This window comes from Bradyrhizobium cedriense (assembly GCF_054602315.1).
In genome coordinates this window covers 836361-861985 of sequence record NZ_JBTSWB010000004.1, presented here as the reverse complement: position 1 = coordinate 861985, position 25625 = coordinate 836361, and the positions used below count along the sequence as shown (strand labels likewise).

General features: G+C 65.0%; 24 protein-coding genes. 9 read left to right on the top strand and 15 right to left on the bottom strand.

The annotated features are described in order from the left end of the window. Positions 1 to 3: 3 nt before the first annotated feature. From ACYCVF_RS20725 to ACYCVF_RS20710, 4 genes are all read right to left on the bottom strand, one after another. A complete protein-coding gene (locus ACYCVF_RS20725; RefSeq protein ID WP_459599714.1) occupies positions 4 to 543 on the bottom strand; it encodes a hypothetical protein in 540 nt (179 codons plus the stop codon). Positions 544 to 685: 142 nt separating this feature from the next. After that, positions 686 to 1288: a YqaA family protein gene (locus ACYCVF_RS20720; protein ID WP_459599446.1), complete on the bottom strand. Its 603-nt coding sequence runs from the start codon at positions 1286 to 1288 to the stop codon at positions 686 to 688. 45 nt (positions 1289 to 1333) lie between these two features. Next, positions 1334 to 1738 carry a phosphoribosyl-ATP diphosphatase gene (gene hisE / locus ACYCVF_RS20715; RefSeq protein WP_459599444.1) on the bottom strand — a complete coding sequence of 135 codons (405 nt, stop codon included), beginning with the start codon at positions 1736 to 1738 and terminating at the stop codon, positions 1334 to 1336. A gap of 117 nt (positions 1739 to 1855) precedes the next feature. Beyond that, positions 1856 to 2224 (bottom strand): hypothetical protein, encoded by a 369-nt coding sequence (locus tag ACYCVF_RS20710; RefSeq protein ID WP_459599442.1) that lies wholly within the window; start codon positions 2222 to 2224, stop codon positions 1856 to 1858. A 228-nt stretch (positions 2225 to 2452) separates the two neighbouring features. On the opposite strand from ACYCVF_RS20710, the gene ACYCVF_RS20705 reads away from it, so the two are divergent. From ACYCVF_RS20705 to ACYCVF_RS20680, 6 genes are all read left to right on the top strand, one after another. Then, the gene (locus ACYCVF_RS20705) at positions 2453 to 3502 is read left to right on the top strand and encodes an ABC transporter substrate-binding protein (RefSeq protein ID WP_459599440.1); all 1050 of its coding nucleotides are present in this window, start codon (positions 2453 to 2455) and stop codon (positions 3500 to 3502) included. Positions 3503 to 3587: 85 nt separating this feature from the next. Beyond that, positions 3588 to 5384 carry a glucan ABC transporter ATP-binding protein/ permease gene (locus ACYCVF_RS20700; RefSeq protein WP_459599438.1) on the top strand — a complete coding sequence of 599 codons (1797 nt, stop codon included), beginning with the start codon at positions 3588 to 3590 and terminating at the stop codon, positions 5382 to 5384. A 189-nt stretch (positions 5385 to 5573) separates the two neighbouring features. Next, positions 5574 to 7097: a D-alanyl-D-alanine carboxypeptidase family protein gene (locus ACYCVF_RS20695; protein ID WP_459599436.1), complete on the top strand. Its 1524-nt coding sequence runs from the start codon at positions 5574 to 5576 to the stop codon at positions 7095 to 7097. A 187-nt stretch (positions 7098 to 7284) separates the two neighbouring features. Beyond that, positions 7285 to 8970, top strand: a complete 1686-nt coding sequence (locus ACYCVF_RS20690) for a long-chain-fatty-acid--CoA ligase (RefSeq protein ID WP_459599435.1) — start codon at positions 7285 to 7287, stop codon at positions 8968 to 8970. 14 nt (positions 8971 to 8984) lie between these two features. After that, a complete protein-coding gene (locus ACYCVF_RS20685; RefSeq protein ID WP_459599433.1) occupies positions 8985 to 9539 on the top strand; it encodes a DUF924 family protein in 555 nt (184 codons plus the stop codon). A gap of 107 nt (positions 9540 to 9646) precedes the next feature. Then, complete coding sequence (locus ACYCVF_RS20680; RefSeq protein WP_459599431.1) at positions 9647 to 10132, top strand: redoxin family protein; 486 nt, start codon at positions 9647 to 9649, stop codon at positions 10130 to 10132. A gap of 137 nt (positions 10133 to 10269) precedes the next feature. On the opposite strand, the gene rnhA is transcribed toward ACYCVF_RS20680, so the two are convergent. The 3 genes from rnhA to ispH are packed head-to-tail and all read right to left on the bottom strand — an operon-like array spanning position 10270 to position 12689. Continuing rightward, positions 10270 to 10734: a ribonuclease HI gene (gene rnhA, locus ACYCVF_RS20675; protein WP_459599429.1), complete on the bottom strand. Its 465-nt coding sequence runs from the start codon at positions 10732 to 10734 to the stop codon at positions 10270 to 10272. Further along, positions 10731 to 11714: a homoserine kinase gene (locus ACYCVF_RS20670; RefSeq protein ID WP_459599427.1), complete on the bottom strand. Its 984-nt coding sequence runs from the start codon at positions 11712 to 11714 to the stop codon at positions 10731 to 10733. The genes rnhA and ACYCVF_RS20670 overlap by 4 nt, the downstream gene beginning before the upstream one ends. 6 nt (positions 11715 to 11720) lie before the next feature. Beyond that, the gene (gene ispH, locus ACYCVF_RS20665; RefSeq protein ID WP_459599425.1) at positions 11721 to 12689 is read right to left on the bottom strand and encodes a 4-hydroxy-3-methylbut-2-enyl diphosphate reductase; all 969 of its coding nucleotides are present in this window, start codon (positions 12687 to 12689) and stop codon (positions 11721 to 11723) included. Between the two features lie 266 nt (positions 12690 to 12955). On the opposite strand from ispH, the gene ACYCVF_RS20660 reads away from it, so the two are divergent. Further along, positions 12956 to 13651, top strand: coding sequence for a DUF1013 domain-containing protein (locus tag ACYCVF_RS20660; protein WP_459599423.1), 696 nt, complete (start codon positions 12956 to 12958; stop codon positions 13649 to 13651). A gap of 106 nt (positions 13652 to 13757) precedes the next feature. Here ACYCVF_RS20660 and ACYCVF_RS20655 read toward each other — a convergent pair whose 3' ends face one another. The 5 genes from ACYCVF_RS20655 to ACYCVF_RS20635 all read right to left on the bottom strand — a co-directional run bounded on the left by ACYCVF_RS20655 (position 13758) and on the right by ACYCVF_RS20635 (position 19589). Continuing rightward, the gene (locus ACYCVF_RS20655) at positions 13758 to 14501 is read right to left on the bottom strand and encodes an OmpW/AlkL family protein (RefSeq protein WP_459599421.1); all 744 of its coding nucleotides are present in this window, start codon (positions 14499 to 14501) and stop codon (positions 13758 to 13760) included. A 194-nt stretch (positions 14502 to 14695) separates the two neighbouring features. After that, positions 14696 to 14956, bottom strand: coding sequence for a hypothetical protein (locus ACYCVF_RS20650; RefSeq protein ID WP_459599419.1), 261 nt, complete (start codon positions 14954 to 14956; stop codon positions 14696 to 14698). A 170-nt stretch (positions 14957 to 15126) separates the two neighbouring features. Beyond that, complete coding sequence (locus tag ACYCVF_RS20645; protein WP_459599417.1) at positions 15127 to 17049, bottom strand: propionyl-CoA synthetase; 1923 nt, start codon at positions 17047 to 17049, stop codon at positions 15127 to 15129. Between the two features lie 280 nt (positions 17050 to 17329). After that, positions 17330 to 18715: a tetratricopeptide repeat protein gene (locus tag ACYCVF_RS20640; protein WP_459599415.1), complete on the bottom strand. Its 1386-nt coding sequence runs from the start codon at positions 18713 to 18715 to the stop codon at positions 17330 to 17332. A 112-nt stretch (positions 18716 to 18827) separates the two neighbouring features. Beyond that, positions 18828 to 19589, bottom strand: coding sequence for a tetratricopeptide repeat protein (locus tag ACYCVF_RS20635; protein ID WP_459599413.1), 762 nt, complete (start codon positions 19587 to 19589; stop codon positions 18828 to 18830). A gap of 124 nt (positions 19590 to 19713) precedes the next feature. Here ACYCVF_RS20635 and ACYCVF_RS20630 point away from each other — a divergent pair, with 124 nt between their 5' ends. After that, on the top strand, positions 19714 to 21258 hold the full coding sequence (locus tag ACYCVF_RS20630; RefSeq protein ID WP_459599411.1) for a cation:proton antiporter: 1545 nt from the start codon (positions 19714 to 19716) through the stop codon (positions 21256 to 21258). Positions 21259 to 21363: 105 nt separating this feature from the next. Next, positions 21364 to 22134, top strand: coding sequence for a hypothetical protein (locus tag ACYCVF_RS20625; protein WP_459599409.1), 771 nt, complete (start codon positions 21364 to 21366; stop codon positions 22132 to 22134). A 61-nt stretch (positions 22135 to 22195) separates the two neighbouring features. Here ACYCVF_RS20625 and ACYCVF_RS20620 read toward each other — a convergent pair whose 3' ends face one another. The 3 genes from ACYCVF_RS20620 to ACYCVF_RS20610 all read right to left on the bottom strand — a co-directional run bounded on the left by ACYCVF_RS20620 (position 22196) and on the right by ACYCVF_RS20610 (position 25573). Beyond that, positions 22196 to 23002: an SDR family NAD(P)-dependent oxidoreductase gene (locus tag ACYCVF_RS20620; protein WP_459599407.1), complete on the bottom strand. Its 807-nt coding sequence runs from the start codon at positions 23000 to 23002 to the stop codon at positions 22196 to 22198. An 85-nt stretch (positions 23003 to 23087) separates the two neighbouring features. Next, positions 23088 to 23501: a DUF1850 domain-containing protein gene (locus ACYCVF_RS20615; RefSeq protein WP_459599405.1), complete on the bottom strand. Its 414-nt coding sequence runs from the start codon at positions 23499 to 23501 to the stop codon at positions 23088 to 23090. After that, positions 23462 to 25573 carry a TRAP transporter permease gene (locus tag ACYCVF_RS20610; protein ID WP_459599403.1) on the bottom strand — a complete coding sequence of 704 codons (2112 nt, stop codon included), beginning with the start codon at positions 25571 to 25573 and terminating at the stop codon, positions 23462 to 23464. Before ACYCVF_RS20610 ends, ACYCVF_RS20615 begins: the two co-directional genes overlap by 40 nt. Positions 25574 to 25625 lie beyond the last annotated feature (52 nt).

Genomic DNA, 25625 nt, shown 5'->3' with positions numbered 1-25625 from the left:
ACGTCAGTTCTGGCATAGCGCGCTGGTCACGAAGGTATCGGTGCGGCAGTCGTCCGGTTTGCGTTGCCTGCCCGGAATGAGAACCTTGGCCGAGCATTTCTCGGCGGAGTCGGCATTCAGGCTCTTGCCTTCCTTGTAACCCTTGCTCTGGCAGAGCTGGTCGGCGGCCTGCTTGCAGTCGGGAGCGCCGTTCGACGAGACCGGGCAGGCCACCCGCCCCGACATCACGGTCGAGGGTTTGGCCAGCCGCGACAGATCGTTCATGGTCTCGCTCGGGCTTTTGATCGGCGGCAGGATCGAGGGCAGCTTGTCGAACAGCTTGCCCATTTCGTTGATCAGCCCCGGATTGTCCTCGGCCGCCGGTGACGCCGATGGAGCGGGCGTCGATGGCAGCGGCGCGGCCTGCACGCCCGGCTGCTGGAGGCCGAGCGCCGGCGGGGCGGATTGCGTCCACCCGGTGCCGCCGCCACCGAGCAGAAGCAGCAGCGCTGCTGACGTCAGCGTCCCGAACCGCACGGCCGAATTGCCGGATCGAACCATCATGACGGCGACCGTAGCTGAAGCCGGCGCTCCGGCAAAGCCGCTGAGGCGTTGTTGAGTAAGCATGATCTCCCGCGCAAACGCCTGCCTTTGTCGCGCGGGAAAGCCGCTTCGCGCTGGCGCGGCCGTTGGATCCGATCGTGGTCTAGATCAGCTTGATGGCGACGACGAAGCCGAGCACCAGCACGATCGCTCCGATCGCGACCCACAGACCGAGATGCCTCTCGATCCGGACCCGTATCCAGTCGCCATAGCGATTGAGCAGGATCGCCACCACGAAAAAGCGTCCGCCGCGCGCGACGATCGAGCACAGGATGAACAGGATGATGTTGTAGCCGGCGAAGCCCGAAGTGATGGTGACGAGCTTGTAGGGGATCGGCGTCAGGCCCTTGAGCAGGATGATCACAGCGCCCCATTCCGCATAGGAGGCGCGGAAGGCGTCGACCTTGTCGCCCAGCCCGTAGACCTGGATCAGCCAATGGCCGAGCGAGTCGAACAGCAGCGCGCCGATGGCGTAGCCGACGACGCCGCCGAGCACCGAGGTCGCGGTGCAGACCGCGGCATAGAGCCAGGCGCGCTGCGGACGCGCCAGTGACATCGGAATCAGCATGACATCCGGCGGGACCGGAAAGAAGGAGCTTTCGGCGAAGGACACCACACCCATGATCCAGAGCGCGTAGGGCTTGTGGGCGGCGTCGATGCACCAGTCGTAGATACGTTTCAGCATGGCGCCGCGATGAAGCACCATGGGACGGATTTGTCCATGCCGAGATTGAGGCGAATTATGACGTTTCTAGTGGCGCTTGCGCGCGGCACGGCTCTCAAGCGCGACAATTGGCCGCCTGGCCGCAACGCGGGGTGACGCGACTTTGGGCAGTTTCATCGGCGATTTCGGCAGCTTCTCGGCGATGCCGAGCATGTCTTCCCGCCGCGCCATCTCGCGCCAGACGTCCTCGGGACGGACTCCGGCCGAAGCCCACAGCACGGTGAGATTGTAGAGTAGGTCGGCGCTTTCCCGGACCACGGCGTCAGCGTCGCCGTTGACCGCATCGATCACGACTTCGATGGCCTCTTCGGCAAGTTTCTTCGCCATTTTGGACGGGCCGCGCTGAAACAGCCGGGCCGTGCGCGATGTTGCCGGATCAAGATCCCTGGCCGCGAGCACAGCCAGATATAGCCGCTCAAGCGAATCACTCATGGTGCTCAAAACTACTTTAAAGAAATGGCGGTCGTGTTAACGCACGACAAGAAAAGCAGAAAACAGGCCGGCGCGGCAAGCGCGACGGCCTGTCCAGGTTAACCCCGGCTGCCAGAGTTAATAGCAGTTCTGGTAATATCCCTGGCCGCACATCTCGGACGGGGCCGTGCCGCCATAGCGCTGATACTGATAGTTCGGGCCCGGACCGTAATAGGGGCCGTAGGCCGGGCCACTGTAATAGGCAGGACCGCCGTAATAGCCATAGCCCGGGCCGTAGTCGTACGCGTAGGCGTTACGGCTGGCGGCGATCGCGAGACCGGTACCGATGGCGGCGAAAGCCGCAGCTGCGGCCGCTCCACCTCCACCGCCATGCCAGTGGCGACCGCCCGCATACGACGCGGTTGGAGCAATTGTGGTCAGCGCCAGCACCGCGGCGGTGGCAAGAACGGCCTTCCGGCCCGCAAACTTGGAGAATCGCTCGAACATGTCTTGGCCCTCCTTTGGGACCTGAAATCGACGCCTGCGGACAGGCTCATGCCTCTCAAACCCGCATAACCTAAGTTAGGTTCCCCCACCCCAACGCAAGCTGAACGGGGTTGCGTAACGATGCCGCAACGCCGCTCATCCTCCGTTCATATTGGCGCGAACAGACTGGCCGCCAGCCGGCGCTCCGAGCGTCACGAAAACCACAACAATGCGGGACCGGCGCAACTGATGTCGGAATTCAGGACAATCGCGCTTCGTTGCCTGCTGGCCCTCTCGATCCTGCTTGCGACACTGACTGCTCGCGATGTCAGCGCGGCCGAGACCGCGGTGCCTTCCGTCACGATTCACTTCACCTTCGACCGACCGATCGACGCGAGCGTGGCGCCGTTCTTCCTGGCCGCAAAGGACGGCAGGTTCGGCGCCGAGCATCTCAGCGTGTCATTCACGACCGCAGCCGGATCGCCCGAAGCGCTCGCACGCGTCGCCAAGGGCGACAGCGAGCTTGCGCTCGTCGACATCAACGAACTGATCCGCTTTCGCGACAAGGAGGACGCGGTGCCGGTCAAGGCGGTGTTCGTGCTGTTCAACCGCGCCCCGTACGCGATCGTCGCGCGGCGAAGCCGCGGCATCCATCTCCTGCCCGATCTCGACGGCAAGACCGTCGGCGTTGCCGATGGCGATCTGTCGATACGGCTGTGGCCGGCGCTGGCGCAGCATAACGGCATCAAGGCCTCGCGGGTCAAATTCCACAAGATCGGTGTGGCGGTGCGCGAGCCGATCCTCTCGGCGGGCCAGGTCGATGCGGTCGCTGGATTCAGCTATCTCTCGGCCGTGAACCTGCGCGACCGCGGGGTGCCCGGTGGCGATCTCGTCGTGTTGCGCTATGCGGACTACGGATGCGAAGCCTATGGCTTCGCCGTGGTTGTGAATCCCGCCTTCGCCGCATCAAAGCCGGATGCCGTGAGGGGCTTCGTCCGCGCCTTGATCGCGGGCATCGCCGACACCGTCAGGCGGCCAGCGAGTGCGGCGGAGGAGGCGGCGAGCCGCATGGACGACGGCGACGGCCACCTGGAGCTGGAGCGGCTGCGCGCCGTGCTCGCCGACAACATCCTGACCGATGAGGTCCGACGCAACGGCATCGGCGGCGTCGAGGCGGCACGGCTGGAGCGCTCGATCGATCAGATCGCGCAGGACTTCAAATTCCGCAGGCGACCCACCGCGGGTGATATCTTCGACGACCGGTTCCTGCCACCGGTTGCCGGGCGGCTGATCAACTGAGCAAAACTGACGGCTTCCGCTATATCTCCAGCACGATCCCTGCTTAAGATGCGGGCTCCGCTACCCGCTCGAGTTCGCCGCCCGCATGTCCATCCTCCGTCTCTACACCCGCGTTCTCGAGCTGCTCGGCAAGGAGGCGCGACTGGGCTGGCTGCTCGCGGTCGCCAATCTCCTGCTCGCGGGCTCGCAATTCGCTGAGCCTGTGCTGTTCGGCCGTATCATCGACGTGCTCTCGGGCAAGACGGTCGCCGGGTCGAGTTCGGCTTGGCCGTTCCTGGCCGCCTGGGTCGCGTTCGGGCTCTTCACCATCGCTTGCAGCGCGCTCGTGGCCTTGCAGGCCGACCGGCTCTCGCACCGCCAGCGTCAGGCGGTGCTGACGAGCTATTTCGAGCACATCCTGCAACTTCCGCTGACTTTCCATTCCGGGACTCATTCCGGCCGGCTGATGAAGGTGATGCTCAACGGCACCGACGCGCTGTGGCGGCTCTGGCTCGGCTTTTTCCGCGAGCATTTTGCCGCGATCCTCTCGGTCTTGGTGCTGCTGCCGCTGTCGCTCTACCTGAACTGGCGGCTCGCGATTCTGCTGTTCGTGCTCTGCATCGTCTTCACCGCGCTGACCACGTTCGTGGTGCGCAGGACCTTCGGCATGCAAATGGCGGTCGAGGAGCACTACAGCGAGCTCTCCGCGCGCGCTTCGGATGCGCTCGGCAACGTCGCGCTGGTGCAGAGCTTCGTACGCGTCGAATCCGAGGTGAAAGGGCTGCGCTCCGTCGCCGACGAGTTGCTGGCCGCGCAGATGCCGGTGCTGTCGTGGTGGGCCCTGGTCACGGTGATCACACGCGCCTCCACGACCATCACGGTGCTCGCGATCTTCACCTTCGGCATCGCCCTGCACGACCAGGGGCTCACCTCGGTCGGCGAGATCGTGATGTTCGTGAGCTTCGCGACGATGCTGATACAGAAGCTGGAGCAGATCGTGAGCTTCATCAACAACGTGTTCATGGAAGCTCCGCGCCTGCGCGAGTTTTTTGGCGTGCTCGACGCCGTGCCCGCGGTGCACGACCGGCCCGACGCGATCGATGCCGGCAGGATGTCGGGCCTCGTCGAGTTCAACGACGTCACCTTCTCCTATGACGGCAAGCGGCCGGCGATCGAGGACCTCACCTTCACCGCGTTGCCCGGCCAGACCATTGCGCTGGTCGGCCCGACCGGCGCCGGCAAGTCGACCGCGATTGCGCTCCTGCATCGCGCCTTCGATCCGCAATCCGGCGTCATCAAGATCGACGGCATGGACGTGCGCGGCGTCACGCTGACCTCGCTGCGGCGAAACATCGGCGTGGTGTTCCAGGAAGCGCTGCTGTTCAACCGCTCGATCGCGGATAATTTGCGCGTCGGCAAGCCGGAGGCGACCGAGGCCGAGATGCGCAAGGCGGCGGAGCGCGCGCAGGCGCTCGAATTCATCGAGCGCAGCGGCGGCTTCGAGACCAATGCCGGCGAACGCGGCCGCATGCTCTCCGGTGGCGAGCGCCAGCGCCTGTCCATCGCCCGTGCGCTGCTGAAGGATCCGCCGATCCTGATCCTGGACGAGGCCACCAGCGCGCTCGACGCCGTCACCGAGGCCAAGTTGAATGCCGCTCTCGACGAAGTGATGAAGGGCCGCACCACCTTCGTGATCGCCCACCGCCTTTCGACCATCCGCAACGCCACGCGGATCCTGGTGTTCGAGCACGGACGGGTGATCGAAAGCGGAACTTTCGATGAACTCGTGGCCAAAGGCGGCCATTTCACCGAGCTCGCCAGGGCCCAGTTCATGGTTCAGGAGAACGCACGGGCCAGCGTGACGGCAGCCGAGACTGCCGCGACGGCGGCCAAATCCCCCTGACAAGTCCCCGCAGCACCGTCGAAATTCGGCCTATTTCATTGCGGAATACCGCGGCGATCCCCCTATTCTCGACGCACCAGCCGGTATAGGTTTGCGACGCCGCAAGCGGCGGCGCTGGATCTCAGAACCGACGATCAGATCACGAGAGCCGACGGGAACCGGCGGATCTCCAAGGACCGGAATCGGATAGTGCACGCCCTTCGCCCGCTGCTGCCTCGCAAATACCTGTTCAACCTGTTCGCTGCGGCGTTCGCATGTGCAGTGCTGCTCGCGCCGCGCGCGGCGAACGCCGAGGCGCTGCTGCTGATCGAGGCCGACAGCGGCAAGGTGCTGCAGGCCGATAACGCGACCGTTCCCTGGTACCCGGCCTCCGTCACCAAGATCATGACCGCCTACGTCACGCTGAGGGCGGTCAAGGAGGGCAGGCTCACGCTCGACACGCTGCTCACGGTGTCGCCGACGGCGGCTTCGCAATCGCCCTCGAAGATGGGGTTTCGCCCGGGAACGCAGCTCACCGTCGACAACGCCCTGAAGATGATGATGGTGAAGTCGGCGAACGACGTGGCCGTGGTGCTCGCAGAAGGCGTCGGCGGCTCCATCGACGGCTTCTCCGCGATGATGAACGACACCGCGAAGAAGCTCGGCATGACGCAGACGAGCTACGTGAATCCGAACGGCCTGCCTGCCGAGGGCCAGATCACGTCGGCGCGCGACCTCGGTATTCTGGCGCGCTCGTTCCTGCGCGACCTGCCGGAATACGAATACTTCGTGCACGTCCCGGCGATCCGCTTCGGCAAGCGCATCACCGGCAATTTCAACAAGCTGATCGGCCGTTATCCCGGCGCCGACGGGTTCAAGACCGGGTTCATCTGCGCCTCCGGATACAATCTCGTCGCTTCGGCCACGCGCAACGGCCGCCGGCTGATCGCGGTGGTGCTCGGCGCAAGTTCCGGCACGGCGCGCGCGGTGAAGGCGGCACAGCTGCTGGAGCGCGGCTTCGCCCAGGACAATCTCACCTGGCTGCGTCCCTCGCTCGGCACCGTCGACAACCTCGTGCCGGTCGACGCCTCGCCGCCGAACCTGCGCGACGAGATGTGCGGGCCCCACCGCAAGCGGCCGGCCAGCGATGACGACGATGCGCTGATCGCGACCAATGGCGGCGCGACCGGATCGGCCTCGGCCACCGGCGGAGAAGCTCAGGTCACCTTCTTCACCGCCGGCCTGCAGCCGCCCCTGATGAAGGCTTCCGAGTTGATGGCCTCGGCTCCGGCGGCGACCGAACCCGTGCTGGTCTATACCGGCCCGACCCGCACCGGCACGGCCCTGATCGCGGCGGTCGCGGCCGACGCCGACCAGCAGACGACGGCGAAGCCACGCGGCAAGAAGTCGCGCGTCGCCAGCAAGCCCGACGCGGCCAACAAGCCCAAGGACGGCGGCAAGGACGGAAACAAGGTCGCCGGCAAGGACACCAAGACGGCGGCGGCGAAGCCGGATGCCAAGTCCGAAGCCAAGTCCGAAGCAAAGCCGGAAGCCAAGAGCGGTGCCAAAGCCGCAGCCAAGCCGGCCGGGACCAAGCCGGCCGGGACCAAGCACGATGTGGCGGCGAAGCCCGCCGAGAAGCCAGCAGCAAGCGGCGATCAGGCGGCCAAGCCCGCCAAGCCCAAGGCGGTGACCAAGCCCGCCGCTGCCGCGAAGCCGGCGAACAACAGTTAACGTTCCTCGGATTAACCGCAGCCCGCGCTTCGCACCCGCGGCAGCGCGTTTTGCGACGATTCCAGTAGCTACGCCCCGACCTTTGCCCTAAGCCTCGACGGCTTGCCACCCGTTCCGGCAGGTTGGATACTGGCGGCAATGAGGCAAGCCCGAGACACAACGGGCTCAGTTTGATGAGGGGAGTACCATGGAGCGCATCTGGCTCAAGCAATATCCGCCCGGCGTGCCCGCCGATATCGAGCCGACGCAATACGCATCGCTGGTGGACCTGCTGGAGGAGAGCTTCGCCAAGTTCGCCGACCGCAAGGCGTTCATCTGCATGGACAAGTCGATCAGCTATCGCGATCTCGATCAGATGTCGGTCGCGCTCGCCGCCTACCTGCAGGGCCGCGGTCTCCAGCGCGGCGCCCGCGTGGCGATCATGATGCCGAACGTGCTGCAATACCCGGTTGCGACCGCCGCCGTGCTGCGCGCCGGATACGCGGTGGTCAACGTCAATCCGCTCTATACGCCGCGCGAACTCGAGCACCAGCTCAAGGATTCCGGCGCCGAAGCCATCATCGTGCTGGAGAATTTCGCCCACACGGTCGAGCAGGTGATCGCGAAAACGCAGGTGAAGCACGTCATCGTCGCCAGCATGGGCGACCTGCTCGGCTTCAAGGGGGTGATCGTCAATCTCGTCGTCCGCCGGGTCAAGAAGATGGTACCGGCCTGGTCGCTGCCGGGGGCAGTGGCTTTCAACGACGCACTCTCGGCCGGCCGCGGCATGACGTTCAGCAAGCCGAAGCTCTCGCCGGGCGACGTCGCCTTCCTGCAATACACCGGCGGCACCACCGGCCTCTCCAAGGGCGCCACGCTGCTCCACCGCAACATCGTCGCCAACGTGCTCCAGAACGACGCCTGGCTCCAGCCGGCGCTCGCCGCGCCGCCGCATGTCGACCAGCTCATGGTCGTGTGCGCGCTGCCGCTCTATCACATCTTCGCGCTGACCGCCTGCTACCTGCTCGCGGTGCGCGCGGGCGGCTGCAATCTCCTGATCCCCAACCCGCGCGACATTCCCGGCTTCGTCAAGGAGCTGGCGAAGTACCAGGTCAATAGCTTCCCGGCAGTGAACACGCTCTATAACGGGCTGATGCACCATCCCGATTTCAAGAAGCTCGACTTCTCCAAGCTGAAGATCTCCAACGGCGGCGGCATGGCCGTGCAGCGTCCCGTCGCCGACCAGTGGAAGGCGATCACCGGCTGCTTCATCGCCGAAGGCTACGGCCTGTCGGAGACCTCGCCGACGCTGACCTGCAATCCCGCGACCGCGACCGAGTTCTCCGGCTCGATCGGCATCCCCGTGCCATCGACCTACATCTCGATCCGCGACGACGACGGCAACGAGGTGCCGCTCGGCCAGCCCGGCGAGATCTGCGCCAAGGGCCCGCAGGTGATGTCGGGCTACTGGAACAGGCCGGAAGAGACCGCGAAGGTGATGACCGCTGACGGCTATTTCCGCACCGGCGACATCGGCATCATGGACGAGAAGGGCTACACCAAGATCGTCGACCGCAAGAAGGACATGATCCTGGTCTCCGGCTTCAACGTCTATCCCAACGAGGTCGAGGAAGTGATCGCGAGCCATCCGGGTGTGCTCGAATGCGCCGTGATCGGCATCCCCGATTCCAAATCGGGCGAAGCGGTGAAGGCCTTCGTGGTCAAGAAGGATCCAAACCTCACGGCCGATGCGATCATCGCGTTCTGTCACGAGCAGCTCACCGGCTACAAGGTGCCCAAGCACATCGAATTCCGCACCGACCTGCCGAAGACCAATGTCGGCAAGATCCTGCGCCGGCAGCTCCGCGACGAGACGAAGGCCGAGGCCGCGTAAGCACGCCTTCGTTGATGGCCGAGGTCGGTGACATCAGTCCGGCCGGAATTCTCGCCTTTTGGCGCGAGGCCGGCCGCGAGCGCTGGTATGCGCGCGACGACGCCTTCGATGCAGAGATCAGGCGCCGCTTTCTCCGTTTGTGGCAGAAGGCGGCCGCCGGCGAGCTCGCATCATGGGAGGCAAGCGATGACGGCGCGCTCGCGCTCGTCATCGTGCTCGACCAGTTTCCCCGCAACATGTTTCGCGGCACCCCGCAGGCGTTCGCCAGCGACGCGCAGGCGCGCGATGTCGCGCGTCGCGCCATCGCGCGGGGAGTGGACCGCAGGGTTGATCCCGCCCTGCTCGAATTTCTCTACATGCCCTTCATGCATTCCGAGCATTTGGCCGACCAGTTGCATTGCATTGCGCTGTTCCAGGGCACCGACAACGCCGAAAGCCTGGAATACGCCCATGTGCATGCCGACATCATCCGCCGGTTCGGCCGCTTTCCCCACCGTAACCAGCTCCTCGGCCGCGAGACCACCGCGGAAGAGCAGGCTTTCCTGGACAACGGCGGCTTTGCGGGTTGATGACATAACAGTTAAGCGTCGGTAGCCTGCCGCTCCCCTCACCGGCAATATTGTGCAGGCCGGCTGCCCGGTCTAAAAAGCAGGACCGATATTCAGGGAGACTGATGATGGCGATCCAGATTGGCGACAAGCTGCCCGAGGCGAAATTCCGCGTGATGACGGCGGAAGGCCCGCAGGTGAAGACCACCGACGATGTCTTCAAGGGCAAGAAGGTGGCGCTGTTCGCGGTGCCCGGCGCCTATACCGGTACCTGCCACAAGATGCATCTGCCGAGCATCTTCCTCAACGCCTATGCCATGAAGGACAAGGGCGTCGACGCCATCGCCATCGTCTCCGTCAACGACGCCTTCGTCATGAACGCCTGGAAGCGCGACACCGACCAGCGCGACGAGGCGGTCTTCCTCGCTGACGGCAATGCCGACTTCACCAAGGCGATCGGCATGGAGCTAGACGCCTCCGCCAACGGTCTCGGCATCCGCTCCAAGCGTTATTCGATGCTGGTCGAGGACGGCGTGGTGAAGAAGCTGAACCTCGAGGCGATGCCCGGCAAGGTCGAGGTCTCCGGCGGCGATACGCTGCTGGGGCAGCTGTAAGTTCTGAGGCACCTCTTTCCAAGGGCAACGTCATGCCCGGGCTTGTCCCGGGCATCCACGTTCTTGGACACTGCGGCAGGGCGTGGATGGCCGGGTCAAGCCCGGCCACGACGGGGTGGAGAGACAGTACGCCTTCGCTACTCCGCCACCCGCTGCTGCAACCGCGCCATCGCGACGCCATCCCGCGCCAATTGATCGGCGCGCTCGTTCTCGGGGTGGCCGGCGTGGCCCTTGACCCAGTGCCAGCGGACCTCGTGCTGCTTCAGCGCGGCATCCAGGCGCTGCCACAGCTCGACATTCTTCACCGGCTTCTTGTCGGCGGTGCGCCAGCCGTTGCGCTTCCAGCCGAAGATCCAGCCGGTGATGCCCTGCCGGACATACTGGCTGTCGGTGTAGAGATCGACCGTGCACGGCCTCTTCAGTGCCTCCAGCGCCGAGATCGCCGCCATCAGTTCCATCTGATTGTTGGTGGTATGGCGCTCGCCGCCGTTCAGCTCCTTTTCCTTGTCGCCGAACTTCAGGATCGCGCCCCAGCCGCCCGGCCCCGGATTTCCCGAGCAGGCGCCGTCGGTATAGATCGTGACAACGGGACGCTCGCTCACGCCACCAGCCCCGACGGCATCAACCCATAATCGCGCACGCTCGTCACGCTCTGGTGGAAGCGCAGCTTGCGGGCATATTCCAGGGGATCCTTCGGCTTGACCAGCGCGCCCGGCGGCACGTTGAGCCAGTCGACCAGTCGCGTCAGCAGGAAACGGATCGCAGCGCCGCGCGCCAGCAGCGGCAGCGCAGCCTCTTCGTCTTCGCTCAGCTTGCGCACGCGGCCGTAGGCGTTGAGGAAGGCACGCGCCTTGGTGACGTTGAAGGAATGATCCGGCTCGAAACACCAGGCATTGAGGCAGATCGCGACGTCATAGGCCAGCATGTCATTGCAGGCGAAGGTGAAGTCGATGATCCCGGAGAGCTTGTCGCCGAGGAAGAAGACGTTGTCGTTGAAGAGGTCGGCGTGGATCACGCCCTGCGGCAGACTGGTTGGCCAGACCCCGCTGGAGAGATAATCGAGTTCGGCGGAAAGAAAACCGCGCAGGCCCGGCTGCACCTCGTCGGCGCGGTTTGACGCCGCATCGAACAACGGCCGCCAGCCCGAGACCGAGAGTGCATTGGCGCGCTTGATCGCAAAATTCGCGCCGGCCAGATGCATCCTGGCCAGCCCCTCGCCGACCCCGGCGCAATGGGTCGCGTTCGGCTTGCGCGGCCAGACGCCTTCGAGAAAGGTGATGACCGCCGCGGGCCGGCCTGCCAGCTCGCGCAACGCCTCGCCGTCCCGTCCCTTCACCGGCAGCGGGCAGTTGACGCCGTGCTCGGCCAGATGCGCCATCAGCGCGAGGAAGAACGGCAGATCGTTCTTCGCCACACGCTTTTCATAGAGCGTGAGGATGAACGAGCCCTTGCCGGTGTGCAGCAGGAAGTTGGTGTTCTCGACGCCCTCGGCGATGCCCTTGTAGGAGAGCAATTCGCCGAGATCGTACTGTTTCAGGAAATCCGCTAGCTCGTCGGCGGCGACGTCGGTGTAGACCGCCATAGAGGTCTACTCGGCGGCAGCTTCGGGGCGCACCTGACGCGGCAGCGGGAAGAACTCGTTCTCCTCCGCGGCCGAGACCGTCTCCACGTGCAACGTATAGCGCTCGGCGAAGGCGTCCATGATCTCCTCGACGATCACTTCCGGCGCGGACGCGCCTGCCGTAATGCCGAGGCTGCTGATGTTGCCGAACCTGGTCCAGTCGATGTCGGTGGCACGTTGCGCCAGCACCGCGATCTTGCAGCCCTCGCGCTCGGCAACCTCGCGCAGACGCTGCGAGTTCGACGAGTTCGGCGCACCGACCACGATCAGGGCGTCCACCACCGGCGCCACCTTCTTCACCGCGAGCTGGCGGTTGGTGGTGGCGTAGCAGATGTCTTCCTTGTGCGGACCGTTGATGTTCGGGAAGCGCTCCTTGAGCAACGCCACGATCTCCGCGGTGTCGTCGATCGACAGCGTGGTCTGGGTCACGAAGGCGAGGTTGTTCGGATCCTTCGGCGTGATGGTCTTGGCGTCCTCGGCGGTCTCGATCAGGGTCACGGCGCCGGGCGGAAGCTGGCCGAGCGTGCCGACCACCTCGGGATGATGGGAGTGGCCGATCAGGAAGATCTCGCGGCCGCGCTTGAAATGGATCGCAGCCTCGCGGTGCACCTTGGTGACCAGCGGGCAGGTCGCATCCAGCGAGAACAGGTTGCGGGACTGGGCATCTGCCGGGACCGACTTCGGCACGCCGTGGGCCGAGAACACCACCGGGGCGGTGGTATTTTCCGGTATTTCCGCGAGCTCCTCGACGAAGATGGCGCCCTTCTTCTTCAACCCGTCGACGACGTATTTGTTGTGCACAATCTCATGGCGAACATAGACGGGGGCGCCGTATTTATCGAGCGCCCGCTCCACGGTGTCGATCGCCCGGACCACCCCGGCACAAAAGCCACGGGGAGAACAAAGCACGATCTTGAGGTCTGGCTTGGCTGACATTGAGCGATCTCGGGACCGAATCACCCGTTTCGCCTTCTGGCGGGGGGCGGTCGATGGGATGGAATAGGGCTTAATACCGTCGGCTTGAACCTTACACCGGTTCGAAGGGAATTGGGCCCCCTTTCGGGCGGTGTCAAGGCACTATCTATAGCAGAACCATTGCATGGCTGACCCCTCCCGGATTATATAGCGCGAATTCCCTGTCATCGCTGATGACCACCGGTTTCGCCTCCAGAGGGGTGGGCGAAGCACAAAGGAGATTTGCCATGAGCAACGCACCTCTGATGCCCAAGGCGACCGCCGTCTGGCTACTCGACAACACCGCGCTGACCTTCGACCAGGTCGCCGATTTCACCAAGATGCACCCCCTCGAGGTGCGCGCGATCGCCGACGGTGACGCTGCCCAGGGCATCAAGGGCATGGATCCCCTCTCCAACGGCCAGCTGACCCGCGAGGAGATCGAGAAGGGTGAGAAGAACCCGGATTACCGGCTCCGCCTCCAGGAGAGCAAGGTGGTGCTGCCGCCCCAGCCCAAGCGCAAGGGGCCACGTTATACCCCGGTCTCGCGCCGCCACGAGCGCCCGAGCGCCATCCTCTGGCTGCTGCGCAACCATCCGGAACTCAAGGACGCCCAGATCATGCGCCTGGTCGGCACCACCAAGAGCACGATCGCGAGCGTGCGCGACCGCACCCATTGGAACACCTCGTCCCTGACCCCGATCGACCCCGTCACCCTCGGCCTGTGCTCGCAGATCGAACTCGATTTCGAAGTGCAGCGCGCGGCCAAGGAAAAGCCGATCGACGCAGCCTATGGCGGCGCCACCCTGCTGCCGGCGTCCGAGACCACGCGCAAGGACGAGTACGAGCCGGCGGAGAAGTCCGGCGACGATCTCAATGTCGACGCCGTATTCGCCAAGCTGAAGACGCTCGGTGGCAAGAAGCAGGACGAAGAGGAGGAGTAAGCTCGCCTTCGTCTGCGTCCGAATGCAAAAACGCGGCGGGAAAACCCGCCGCGTTTCGTTTGTGCGCCCCACCCCCGATGCGGGTCGGCGCTCTCCTGGTGAGCGCTCAGAACTTGTACGTCACACCCGCGCCGACCAGCCACGGATCGATATGCGCGGTGCCGGTGACCGGCAGGCCGGAAACGGTCGCCGAGTAGTTCGGACGCAGCCAGAGCTTCTTGACGTCGACGTTGAAACCCCAGTGCCGGTCGATCATGTAGTCGAAGCCGAACTGGACGGCACCGCCCCATGCGTTGCTGACGTGCAGGTTGGTGGTGGTGGCGACGATCGCGGGCGGGCCGACAATCGCTGCCGGCGTATTCGCAGCGGAGTTGTTGAAGAACACCGTGTAGTTCACGCCGGCGCCGATATAGGGCTTGAACGCGCCGAAATTGTCGAAGTGATATTGCAGCGTCAGCGTCGGCGGCAACAGCGTGGTCTTGCCGATCGGCAGGTTCGCCAGCGAGCCGGTGCCGTTGATCGAGTGCCTGGTCACGCCGAGGATCAGCTCGGCCGCGATGTTCTTGGTGAAGAAATAGCTGATGTCGAGTTCGGGGACGACCTGATCGCTGATCGAGAGGCCGGAATTCGGCGACGAGAGCGAGGGCGCGCCCGCCACGTTCACGCTGCTGCCGCCATCAGGCAGCACGCCGAGCACCCGCAGGCGCACCATCCAGGGATTGAACGCCTCCACCGGCGGCGGCGCCTTCTTGTAGACCGGCAAATCGGCTGCCTGCGCCGAGGCAAAAGTGCCCACGAGCATCGCGCCAATCGTGGCGAGCCGCGCCAGGTTTCTCGTCGTTCTCTGCATTTCAATCCCCTTCAGCCATCTCTCGCGCGCATCGTTGCGCGACATCAGCGTCAGAGCAGAAAGGGGATGGCGAAGGATTTGACGCCGATCAAATCAGGACAGGCGCGCCACGATTTGGTCGCGGCGTTGCAGATGTGTCACGAAAAGCGCGAATGCGAGGCGTGTGGCACGGAATCATAGTGCCGCGCCGCACATCACGGCCGCTCGGGATGGTTCAGCATGTACTCGCCGAGGTCGCGCTGGCGGCGGTCGGCGCGGGCAGTGGCGGCATTGCGCTGGACGTCGCGGTCCTTGCGGCAGGCCACGTATTCCGGCGAGCCCTGCGCATAGCCCCGGCTCTGGCAGACCGCGTCATCGTCGTCGCCGCCCACCGCCACCGGCGTCTGGTAGCGCGCGGAGCAGGCGGAGAGCATGAGGCCCGCAAACACAATCGCAAGAAACGACTTCGAATTCATAGCAGCACTTCCGTCCTCATGGTGAGGAGCCCGCGCAGCGGGCGTCTCGAGCCATGCCGGCCCGGATGCAGCAGCAGCGGGCCTTTCATCCTTCGAGACGCGCGCAGGGCGCGCTCCTCAGGTGAGGGTTGAGCGGAAAAATACGGCCTATTCAAGCCCCATCGGGACCGTCACACCCGCCCCTTCAACGCCTCTCCAATCTCGTCGAGCGCCTTGGGATCCTCGATCGTCGCCGGCATGGTCCAGGACTCGCCGTCGGCGATCTTCTTGATGGTGCCGCGCAGGATCTTTCCGGAGCGCGTCTTGGGCAGGCGGCCGACGGTGATCGCGAGCTTGAAGGCGGCGACCGGGCCGAGCTTGTCGCGGACCAGTGCGACGATCTCCTTCTCGATCGCGGCGGGCGCGCGCGTCACGCCCGCCTTCAGCACCAGGAAACCGCAGGGCACCTCGCCCTTGATCGCGTCCTTGACGCCGAGCACGGCGCATTCGGCGACATCCGGATGCGAGGCCAAAATCTCCTCCATGCCGCCGGTGGAGAGCCGATGACCGGCGACGTTGATGATGTCGTCGGTGCGGCCCATGACGAAGACATAGCCGTCCTCGTCCTTGTAGCCGGCGTCAGAGGTTTTGTAGTAGCCGGGGAATTCGCTGAGGTAAGCCTCCTTGAAGCGCTCGTCCTGATTCCACAGCGTCGGCAAGCAGCCGGGCGGCATCGGCAGCCTGATGACGATCGAGCCCATGGTGTTGGGGCCGACCGGCTTTGCCGCTTCATCGACCACGTCGACCTGGTAGCCCGGCATCGGCACAGTCGGCGAGCCGTGCTTCACCGGCAACATGCCGAGCCCGACCGGATTGCCGGCGATGCACCAGCCGGTCTCGGTCTGCCACCAATGATCGATCACCGGCACCTTCAACTGCTGCTCCGCCCATTCCACCGTCGGCGGATCGGCGCGCTCGCCGGCGAGGAACAACGTGCGGAATTTCGACAGATCATATTGCCGGATGAACTTGCCCTCAGGATCTTCCTTCCGGATGGCGCGGAACGCCGTCGGCGCGGTAAACAACGCCACCGCCTTGTGCTCGGAGATCACGCGCCAGAATGCGCCGGCATCGGGCGTGCCGACCGGCTTGCCCTCATACATGATCGTGGTCGCGCCATGAAGCAGCGGGCCGTAGACGATATAGCTGTGGCCGACCACCCAGCCGATGTCGGAGCCGCACCACCACACCTCGCCCGGCTTGACGCCGTAGAGGTTGAACATCGACCATTTCACCGCGACGAGGTGCCCGCCATTGTCGCGCACGACGCCCTTGGGAATCCCCGTGGTGCCCGACGTGTAGAGAATGTAGAGCGGATCGGTCGCAGCGACAGGCACGCAAGGAGCTTTCTTGCCGTCATTCAGCGCCTTGCGGCGCAGGCTCGCCCAGTCGTAGTCGCGACTTGGCGTCATCTCGCAGGTGAGCTGCGGACGCTGCAGCACGATGCAGGCCTTCGGCTTGCTGCCGGCAAGCCTGATCGCCTCGTCGAGCAACGGCTTGTACTGCACGATGCGGCCGGGCTCGATGCCACAGCTTGCGGAGAGGATCAGCTTCGGCTGCGCGTCGTCGATCCGTGTGGCGAGCTCTTTCGCGGCAAAGCCGCCGAACACCACGGAGTGGACCGCGCCGAGCCGCGCGCAGGCGAGCATCGCGACCACCGCCTCCGGCACCATCGGCATATAGAGGATCACGCGGTCGCCCTTGGCGACGCCGAAGTCCTGCATGACGGCGGCGAGCGCCTCGACCTCGCTCAGCAGCTCGGCATAGGTGAGTTTGGTGACCGAATTGGTCAGCGGCGAATCATGGATCAGCGCGACCTGGTCGGCGCGGCCGCGTTCGACGTGGCGGTCGAGCGCGTTGTAGCAGGTGTTGACGACGCCGCCGACAAACCAGCGGCCGTAGGTTCCTTGCGAGGGATCGAAGATCTTCCTCGCAGGCTCGATCCAGTCGATCTCCTTCGCCGCCTCGGCCCAGAAACCCTCGGGATCGGCCAGCGAGCGCGCATGGACCTCATGATAACGGCTTTTCCCGTCAACGTTTCCCTGGACGTTCATACCCGCACTCCCGTACCTTTATTCGCCTGCCCTTGACCCTTGTGGCAGGACAGGCGTCCCGCCATGACCAGGATCAATTGCCGGCCTTGTTGTGGGCCTATTTTCGCGGGAACGGGCCCCGGTTCAAGCTCAAAAGGATGGGCTTTTCGGGGAAGACACAGCTGACACCGCGGGGCAGCACGCTCCCTCGGCCCGCTTGCGGGATGTGGGGCCATTCGAAAGGACGGTGGCAGTTGGGCTCTCCCCGCAGGCGGGAGAGACCACGAGTGCGGAACGCTTCTTAGCTTTCCATCGCGTTCAGCTTCTGCAACCGCTGCTGCATGATCTTCTTCAGATCACAGTCGGGGCGGCCGAAGCTGGCGTTGCGCGTGGCGAGGAAATCGCGCTGGGTCCCGCGCAAATCGCCGGCGGAGCGCTTGTTCGCCAGCTTCAGCGCGCGCTCGTAGGCCTCGGCGATCTGGCGGTCGAGCACGCCGAGCTGTGGATCGGCGCAGATCACCTTCTCGACCTCGCGCTTCGCCGTCGCGCAATCGAACGACGGGCCATTGCCGGAAGCCGCATTCAGCGGACGCAGCGGCTCGGCACCGAACTTCGCGATCTCGGCGATCATGGCGCGGCGGCCGTTGGCTGCATTCTCATTGCCCGGATCAAGCTTCAGCGCCGTCTCGTAGTCCGCCAGCGCCTTCTTGCGCTCGCCCATCTTCTTGTAGAGCACGGCGCGGTTGTTGTAGGTCTTCGCAAAATTCGGATCGAGCTCGAGCGCGGCATCATAGTCGCTCAGCGCAGCCCCGAGTTCGCCCTTGAACTGGTAGGCATCGCCGCGGTTGGTCAGGAAGTTGGCGCGCCGCTCACGCCGGATCGCTGCGTCGTAATCGGCGATGGCCTTGTCGTACTCGCCCATCGCGGCATGGGCGAGGCCCCGATTGTCGTAATACTCCGGCTGTTTCGGGTCGAGCCTGATGGCCTCGGTGTTATCGGCGACGGACTTGTCGTGCTGGCCGAGCTTCTTCCGGGCCGCGCCGCGATTGGTGTAGGTGCGCGGCCGGTTGGGGTCGAGCCGCAGCGCCTCGTCAAAATTCCTGATCGCGTTCTCGTTGTCGCCGCCGAGATAGTAGGCAACGCCGCGGTCAGACCAGGCTTGCGCATCGTCCGGCTTCAGCTTGATGGCCTGGTCGTAATCGGCAAGGGCGCGATCGAGCCGGCGCTGATTAGTGTAGACCACGCCGCGCGACTCGTAAGCCTCCGCATCCTGCGGATCGAGTTCGATCGCCTTGGTCAAATCGGCCGCAGCGCGGTTGAGATCGCCGCCGGCTTCGCGCAGGAGGTCGCCGCGCAGGCGCCAGGCCTTTGAGTTCTTACCGTCGAGCGCGATGGCGCGGTCCAGATCGCGCAGCGCCTGTGACTGGCCTCCAAGGGTTCGCGCATTGGCCTCGGCGCGGACGACGAGGGCTGCGCTACGATCGGAGGCTGGATTTGCGGTCTCGTCGATGATGGCGCTGCACGCCGGGATCAATTCGGCCGGAGCAGCCTTGCTGCCCAGCACGCACTGGGCGCTCGCCGAGGCCGGGGAAGCGAGAACAAGGCCCATTGCCGCACCGAGGAAGAAGGCGCGAAGCGGGAATTTGGCAGGCGAAAGCGCTTGCGCGGGGGCTCGAGTGCCGCACATGACATAGGGCTCCGTGACGTCGGGTTCTCTCCGTTGTCGCACCTGGCGAGGGATGGGTTCAATTCGGCACCTCCAGCCCTCATGTCCGGGGCTTGCCTTCGGCGAAGGCCCATCAGTATCCGTCCACCCCGTTCAGCCTTTGCAAGCGCTCCCGCATCGCCTTCTTGAGGTCATAGCCCGGCCGGCCGAAATCAGCGTTGCGGCGGGCGATGAATTCATCCTGCTCGCGCTGCAGCGCTTTGGCCTCGCCCGCATTGCGCGCCAGGCGGACCGCACGGGCATTGGAGGCGAAGACCTCGCGATCGAGATCGGCGAGCTCGCGATTGCCGCAGATCGCCCTTTCCACCGCACGACGCGCTCGCGCGCAATTGAAGCTGGGCTTGCCGGCGACCGCCATCTGCGCTCCCATCCGCTCGAGCTCGCGCGCCATCGCCTTGTGATTGGCCTTGGCCTTCTCGTGGTTCGGATCGATCCTGAGGGCTGCGCCGAAATCCTGCACCGCCTTGGGCTTGTCGCCCTTCTTCAGCCAGAGCTCGCCACGCGCGTTGAAGATATCCGCAAGTCCCGGATCGAGCTCAAGAGCACGGCTATCGTCGGCGATGGCACGGTCGACCTGATCGTGCCGCGCATAGAGCGCGCCGCGCGCGATCAGCGCCTTGATAAGATCCTCCTTCGCCGTCTTCTCATTGTCGATCAGGGCAGCGCAGGCAGTGGCAGCCTTGTCCATGTCATCGGCAGCGGTTGCCGCGAGACAGGGCGCGAGATCGACCTCCGTCACGGCAACCGGCTCGCCGCCGGTCGCAGCATCGGCCGGGGCGAGCGAGGTTGCGTAGAGCAACAGCCCGGCGCCGAACAGGTGAATGGGAAGACGCATGCTCGTTGCCGTTGGAAGGTCTCAGGGTTTTCTTTTGATGTCTTGCCTTGGGACCGTACTATCCATCATACGGCCAGATTGGTGCCAGCTCGTGGCGCCGTTCAGATCGGCTTCGGGGATCAACGTGTCGACATTCGAATGGATCATCGCGCTTCTGCTCGGCGCCGTTGCCTTATCGGCGTTGGCGCGGCGGATCAAGGTCCCCTACCCGACCTTTCTCGCCATCGGCGGCGCTCTGATTGCCTTCGTGCCGTCGAGTCCGTCCTGGGCGCTTGAACCCGACTTGGCGCTGGCCCTTTTTGTCGCACCGGTCCTGCTCGACGCCGCTTTCGACACCTCGCTGCGCGATCTCCGCAACAACTGGGTTCCCGTCTCGACCCTGGTCGTCGCCGCGGTCGGCCTGACCACGGCCGGCGTGGCCTATGTCGCGCACCTGCTGATGCCCGACATGCCCTGGGCCGCCGCGGTCGCACTCGGCGCGATCGTGGCGCCGCCGGATGCCGCGGCGGCAGTCGCCATCCTGAGCCAGGTGAAGCTGCCCCACCGCATGGTCAAGGTGCTGGAGGGCGAGAGCCTGCTCAACGACGCGAGCGCCCTTCTGATCTATCGCATTGCCGTCGGCGCGGTCGCCACCGAGCATCTGACATGGAGCCAGGTCGCGCCGACCATGGCGCTGGCCCTGGTCGGCAGCGTCGTCGCAGGTCTCGCAGCTGGTCGCATCATTCCGCTGTTCATGGAGCGGGTGACGGAAGCGCCGAGCGCCATCATCGTACAGTTCACCACCACTTTCATGGTCTGGATCGCCGCCGAGCATCTCGGCCTCTCCGGCATCCTCACCATCGTGGTCTACGCCATCACGGTCGCACGAACCGCGCCGGCGCGCATCCCGGCGCGGCTGCGGGTGCCGTCCTATGCGGTCTGGGAGACGATGGTGTTCGTGCTCAACGTGCTCGCCTTCATGCTGATCGGCATGCAGATGCGCCCGATCTGGACGCGGCTCGACGCGGATGTCCGTTGGGAATATTGCGTGGGTGCGGCCTGGATCCTGCTCACCGTGGTGCTGGTGCGGCTGTTCTGGGTGACGTTCTACCGCGCGACGCTGCGCGCGCTGGTCGCGCAAGGGATCTACCATCCGAAGGATCCGAAGCAGGTCGCCTCGGCGAAGGGCGGACTCATCATCTCATGGTGCGGCATGCGCGGCCTCGTCACGCTCGCCGCCGCCTTTGCCCTGCCTGAGAATTTTCCCTATCGCGACTTCATCGTCTTCATCGCGTTTGCGGTGGTGCTGGGTTCGCTGGTGATCCAAGGCCTGACGCTGCGGCCGCTAATCCTCGCCTTCAATCTCGAGGACGATGATCCGGTCGGCGTCGAAGTCGCCCGCGGGCGGGCCGTGGCCTATCGCGCCGCGCTCGGCGCCATCGACAGCGATCCGTCGGAGGAAGCGGAAATCCTTCGGCTGGAATACCGTGCCATCCTGATGCAGGCCGAGACCGACCCGAACGGCGGCATTGCCAATGGCGAATTACCCGCCGATCCCCTGCGCCGCCGTGCGATCGAGGCCGCGCGCAAATCGATCTTCGATCTCCGCGCCACCGAGGTGATCGGCGACGACGCATTCCACCGGCTCGAGGAAGAGCTCGATCGCGCGGAATTGAGCGCGGGGGGATGAGCCGACAGCCTCGCGGTCGTCCCGGGCAAGCGCCCAAAGGCGCGCGGCCGATCCGGGGCGGCAATCGGGCTTGAACCAAACCGCCCTTCCCCAGACTCACCCCTCATGACCACTCTGATCGATGACCGTCGTGTACGCGCGCGTGAGGCGTCGCCAGCACGATATTTCTATTTCCACATGGCTCTGGCCTGCGCGGCCACCGCCTTCCTCGGCTTCGCACCGACCTATTGGGTGCCGCTCGCGCAGCGGACATTGTCCGCAAGTCCGGTGATTCATTTTCACGGACTGTTGTTCTTCACATGGTCACTTTATTTCGTGCTACAGACCTGGCTCGCGGCCTCGGGCCGCGTGGTCAACCACCGTTCGCTCGGAATTGCCGGGGTATCGCTCGCGACCGCGATGACGATTTTCGGCTTCCTCGCCTCCGTGCACGTGATGCAGCATGCCGCCGCACTCGGACAGAAGGACGCTGGCATCGGCTTCTCGATCGTGCCGATGAGCGGAATCGCGTTCTTCGCCGTCGTGTTCGTCTTGGCGATCATGAACACGCGCAGGCCCGAGATTCACAGGCGCCTGATGCTGCTCGCGGCGGTCTCGATTCTGGATGCCGCGATCGCGCGCTGGTTCATGACCTTCCTCGCACCATCAGGACCGCCCGGCCCGCCGCCGGTGCCGGCGACGATTGCGCCGGCTGTTGTCGCCTCCCTTCTGCTGGTCATCGCCATGGTGCGCGACTGGCGCACCGAAGGCCGCGTGCATCCGGTCTACCTCTACGGCACGCTCGCGCTTTTGGCAGTGAAGGTGCTGAACTGGCCGGTCAGCGAGAGCGCCGCGTGGCATGCGTTCGCCGGCGGCATCCTGGCGCTGGCGCAGTAATCACCGCTGTGTCCCGGACAAGCGGAGCGCCGATCCGGGACGACAGCGGAGTAAGAGGCGCTTACGCCCCCGCCTTGCACGTGATTCCGCCGTCGACCACGAGCTCGATCCCCGTCACGTATTTCGAATCGTCCGACGCCAGGAACAGCGCCGCATTCGCCACGTCCCAGGCGTCACCCATGTGGCCCATCGGCACCTGCGCATCACGCTTGCGCCACATCTCCTCGACGTCGCCGCTGGCGTAGCTGGCGGCAAGCCCCGCTGAATGTTCGACCATCGGCGTCTTCATCAAGCCCGGCAGGATCGCGTTCACCCGCACATGATGCCGTGCGAACTCGACCGCCGTGGTGCGTGTCATCATGTTCATCGCCGCCTTCGAGGTGCCATAGGTGACGTAGGAGATTCCCATGTGGCGGATCGAGGCGATCGAGGAGATGTTGATGATCGAGCCGCCGCCCTGCTTCACCATGACGGGGATGACGTGCTTCATGGCGAGATAGGCGCTCTTGAGGTTGACGCTGAAGACGCGGTCCCAGCTCTCCTCGCTCACCTCGACCACGCTGCCCATCTCGGCGATGCCGACATTGTTGTCGAGCACGTCGATGCGGCCATAGGCCTTCAGGCACGCTGCGACCATCGCCTCGATCTCGGCAGGCCGCGCGACGTCGGCTGTGAACGCCGTCGCCTTGCCGCCTTCGTCGGTGATGATCTTCGCGGTCTCTTCCGCCGCAGCACCGTTGCGATCGACACAGAACACCTGCGCGCCCTCGCGCGCGAACGTCGCCGCGGTCGCTTTGCCGTTGCCCCAGCCCGGTCCGATCGAGCCGGCACCCACCACCATCGCAACCTTGCCCTTGAGCCGATCCATCGTGTGTCTCCCGCTTTTTTGTAGCCCGGATGAGCGAAGCGACATCCGGGGCCGCCGTTCCCGGATGTCGCTTCGCTCATCCGGGCTACGGATCGTTGCAGATCTTCATCGTCGTGACGTTAGCACCAATGGGGTGTCCGACAATCTCGGACAACGTGTGGCACGCCCCATCATGGCATAGCCGCCATTCACCGGCAGCGCCCGAGTTACCAAGCACGACCTCGTGCATCGGCGAGCGCCCCGGCCGCCATTGAAACCAGCCGTCGACGAGCCGCGCCTCGGGCGGCGGCTCCATGCCGGGGCCGGTGCCCTTGACGCGGGCCTGCACCAGCTCGAGGCCGGCCGGTGTCACGTGCCAGTCTTCCTGCCATTCGACCTTCGCGATCGAATGCGTCCAGGCCAGCGTGAAAGCGGACAGCGCCAGCGCCTTCACGCCTGATGCCGTTGCGAAGCAGAGGCTCACACCGCCTCGACCGCTGTCGGCGGACGCTGCCGCCATTGCCACAGCACCAGCGCCGCAGCGAGCACGAAGCCGGCGGTGTCGCTGAACGGGAATTCGCCGAGCAGGCAGAACGCGGCGCCGAGCGCGACCAAGCGCTCGATCAGCGTCATTCGCGTGAACAGGAAGCCGATCGCAACCATGCCGAACAGGCCGATCGCCACCAGCGCCTTCAAGCTCGCCAGCGCCACCGCGCCGTAGAAGCCGAGCTTGGCCTCCATGGGATCGCCGGCCTGGAGCATCAATGCCGGCGAATAGACGAAGATGAACGGGATGACGTAGCCGGCGAGTGCGATGCGCATCGCCTCCCAGCCGATCTTGTCCGGATTCTCCTTGGCGATCGGCGCCGCCGCGAGCGCGGCGAGCGCCACCGGCGGGGACAGATCGGCCATGATGCCGTAGTAGAACGCGAACATGTGGCTTGCGATCAGGGGCACGCCGAGTTTCGCGAGCGCCGGCGCGGCGAGCGCGGCGGTTATGATGTAGGTCGGGATGGTCGGGATGCCGGTGCCGAGCAGGATCGACAGCAGCATGGTCATGACCAGCGCCAGGAACAGGCTCTTCTCGCCGAGCCCGATCACCCAGCCACCGAAGATGGTACCGACGCCGGTCTGCGACATCATGCCGATGATGACGCCCACGATGGCGCAGGCCATGCCGACGGTGATGGCAGATTTCGCGCTCTCGGCCAGCGCATCGCGACAGGCGCGCAAGGCCGCAAAGCCGCCGCGGACGAAAGCCGTGATCACGATCAGGCCGACCACGACGGTTGCGACCGGCACGATCTGCAAGCCGTCGCGCGACAGCGCGGCGACCACGAGCGCGAGCCCGATCCAGAAGACGTAGCGAATCGCCGTCGCGGAGACGCCGACCGTGATGGCGGTGCCAAGGATCAGCGTCACGGTCAGCGCGAGCCCCATGCTGCCGGCATAGAGTGGCGTGAAGCCCTCGAACAGCATGTAGACGAGGGCTGCGAGCGGCAGCACGAGGTACCAGCGCGTCACCAGCGCTTTCCAGGCGCTCGGGATTTCCGAGCGCTTCATGCCGACGAGGCCGTGCTTGCCGGCTTCCAGATGCACCATCCAGAAGGCCGACGCGAAATACAGGATCGCAGGGATCGCCGCCGCCTTGACGATCTCCGAGTACTGAACGCCCAGCGTCTCGGCCATGATGAAGGCGACCGCGCCCATCACCGGCGGCATGATCTGGCCGCCCATCGACGCTGTCGCCTCCACGCCCGCCGCAAACGCGCGGCGGTAGCCGAACCTGATCATCAAGGGAATCGTGAACTGCCCGACGGTAACGACGTTGGCGACGCCCGAGCCTGAAATCGTGCCCATCATGCCCGAGGCAAACACCGCGACCTTGGCAGGTCCCCCACGCGTGCGGCCGAACAGGCCGAGCGAGACGTCGGTGAAGAGCTGGATCATGCCGGCGCGCTCCAGGAACGAGCCGAACAGGATGAACAGGAAGATGTAGGTCGCCGAGACGTAGATCGGCACGCCGTAGAAGCCCTCGGTCCCGAACGACAGATGTGTGACGATCTGGTCGAAATCATAGCCGCGATGGTTGAGCGGCGACGGCAGATACTGCCCGAAGAACCAGTAGAGGAGGCATGCGCCGCACATCAGCGGCAGCGCCGCGCCCATCAGGCGCCGCGTGCCCTCGAAGATCAGCACCGCGAGCACCGTGCCGACCACGAGATCGAGCCGGGTCGGATCGCCGTCGCGGGCGATCAGGTCAGCGTAGAAAATCCATTGGTAAAGGCCGCAGAAGAAGCCGGCAGCGCCGATCACCCAGCCGAGCGCACGGCCGAATCCGCTCTTTGCGGTGAAGTTGGCAATCAGTCCGAAGGTGAGCAGAACGAGGAAGCCGACATGGACGCCGCGCACCACCTGGCTCGGCAGATAGTTGAAGGCGGCGACATAGAGCTGGAAGGTCGCAAAGGCGATTCCGATCCAGTAGGCGAGCAGTCCCCACCAGCCCGGGCCGAAGCCTTCCGGAAACCCGTGCTCGAAATTGTCGAACTCAACCTTGATGGGGGCCTGGGTGGCGGCCTCTGCCTGCGACATCGATATTTCCCCGTGCCCTGAAATCGTCATGCCCGGGCAGAAGCGCGTCTTC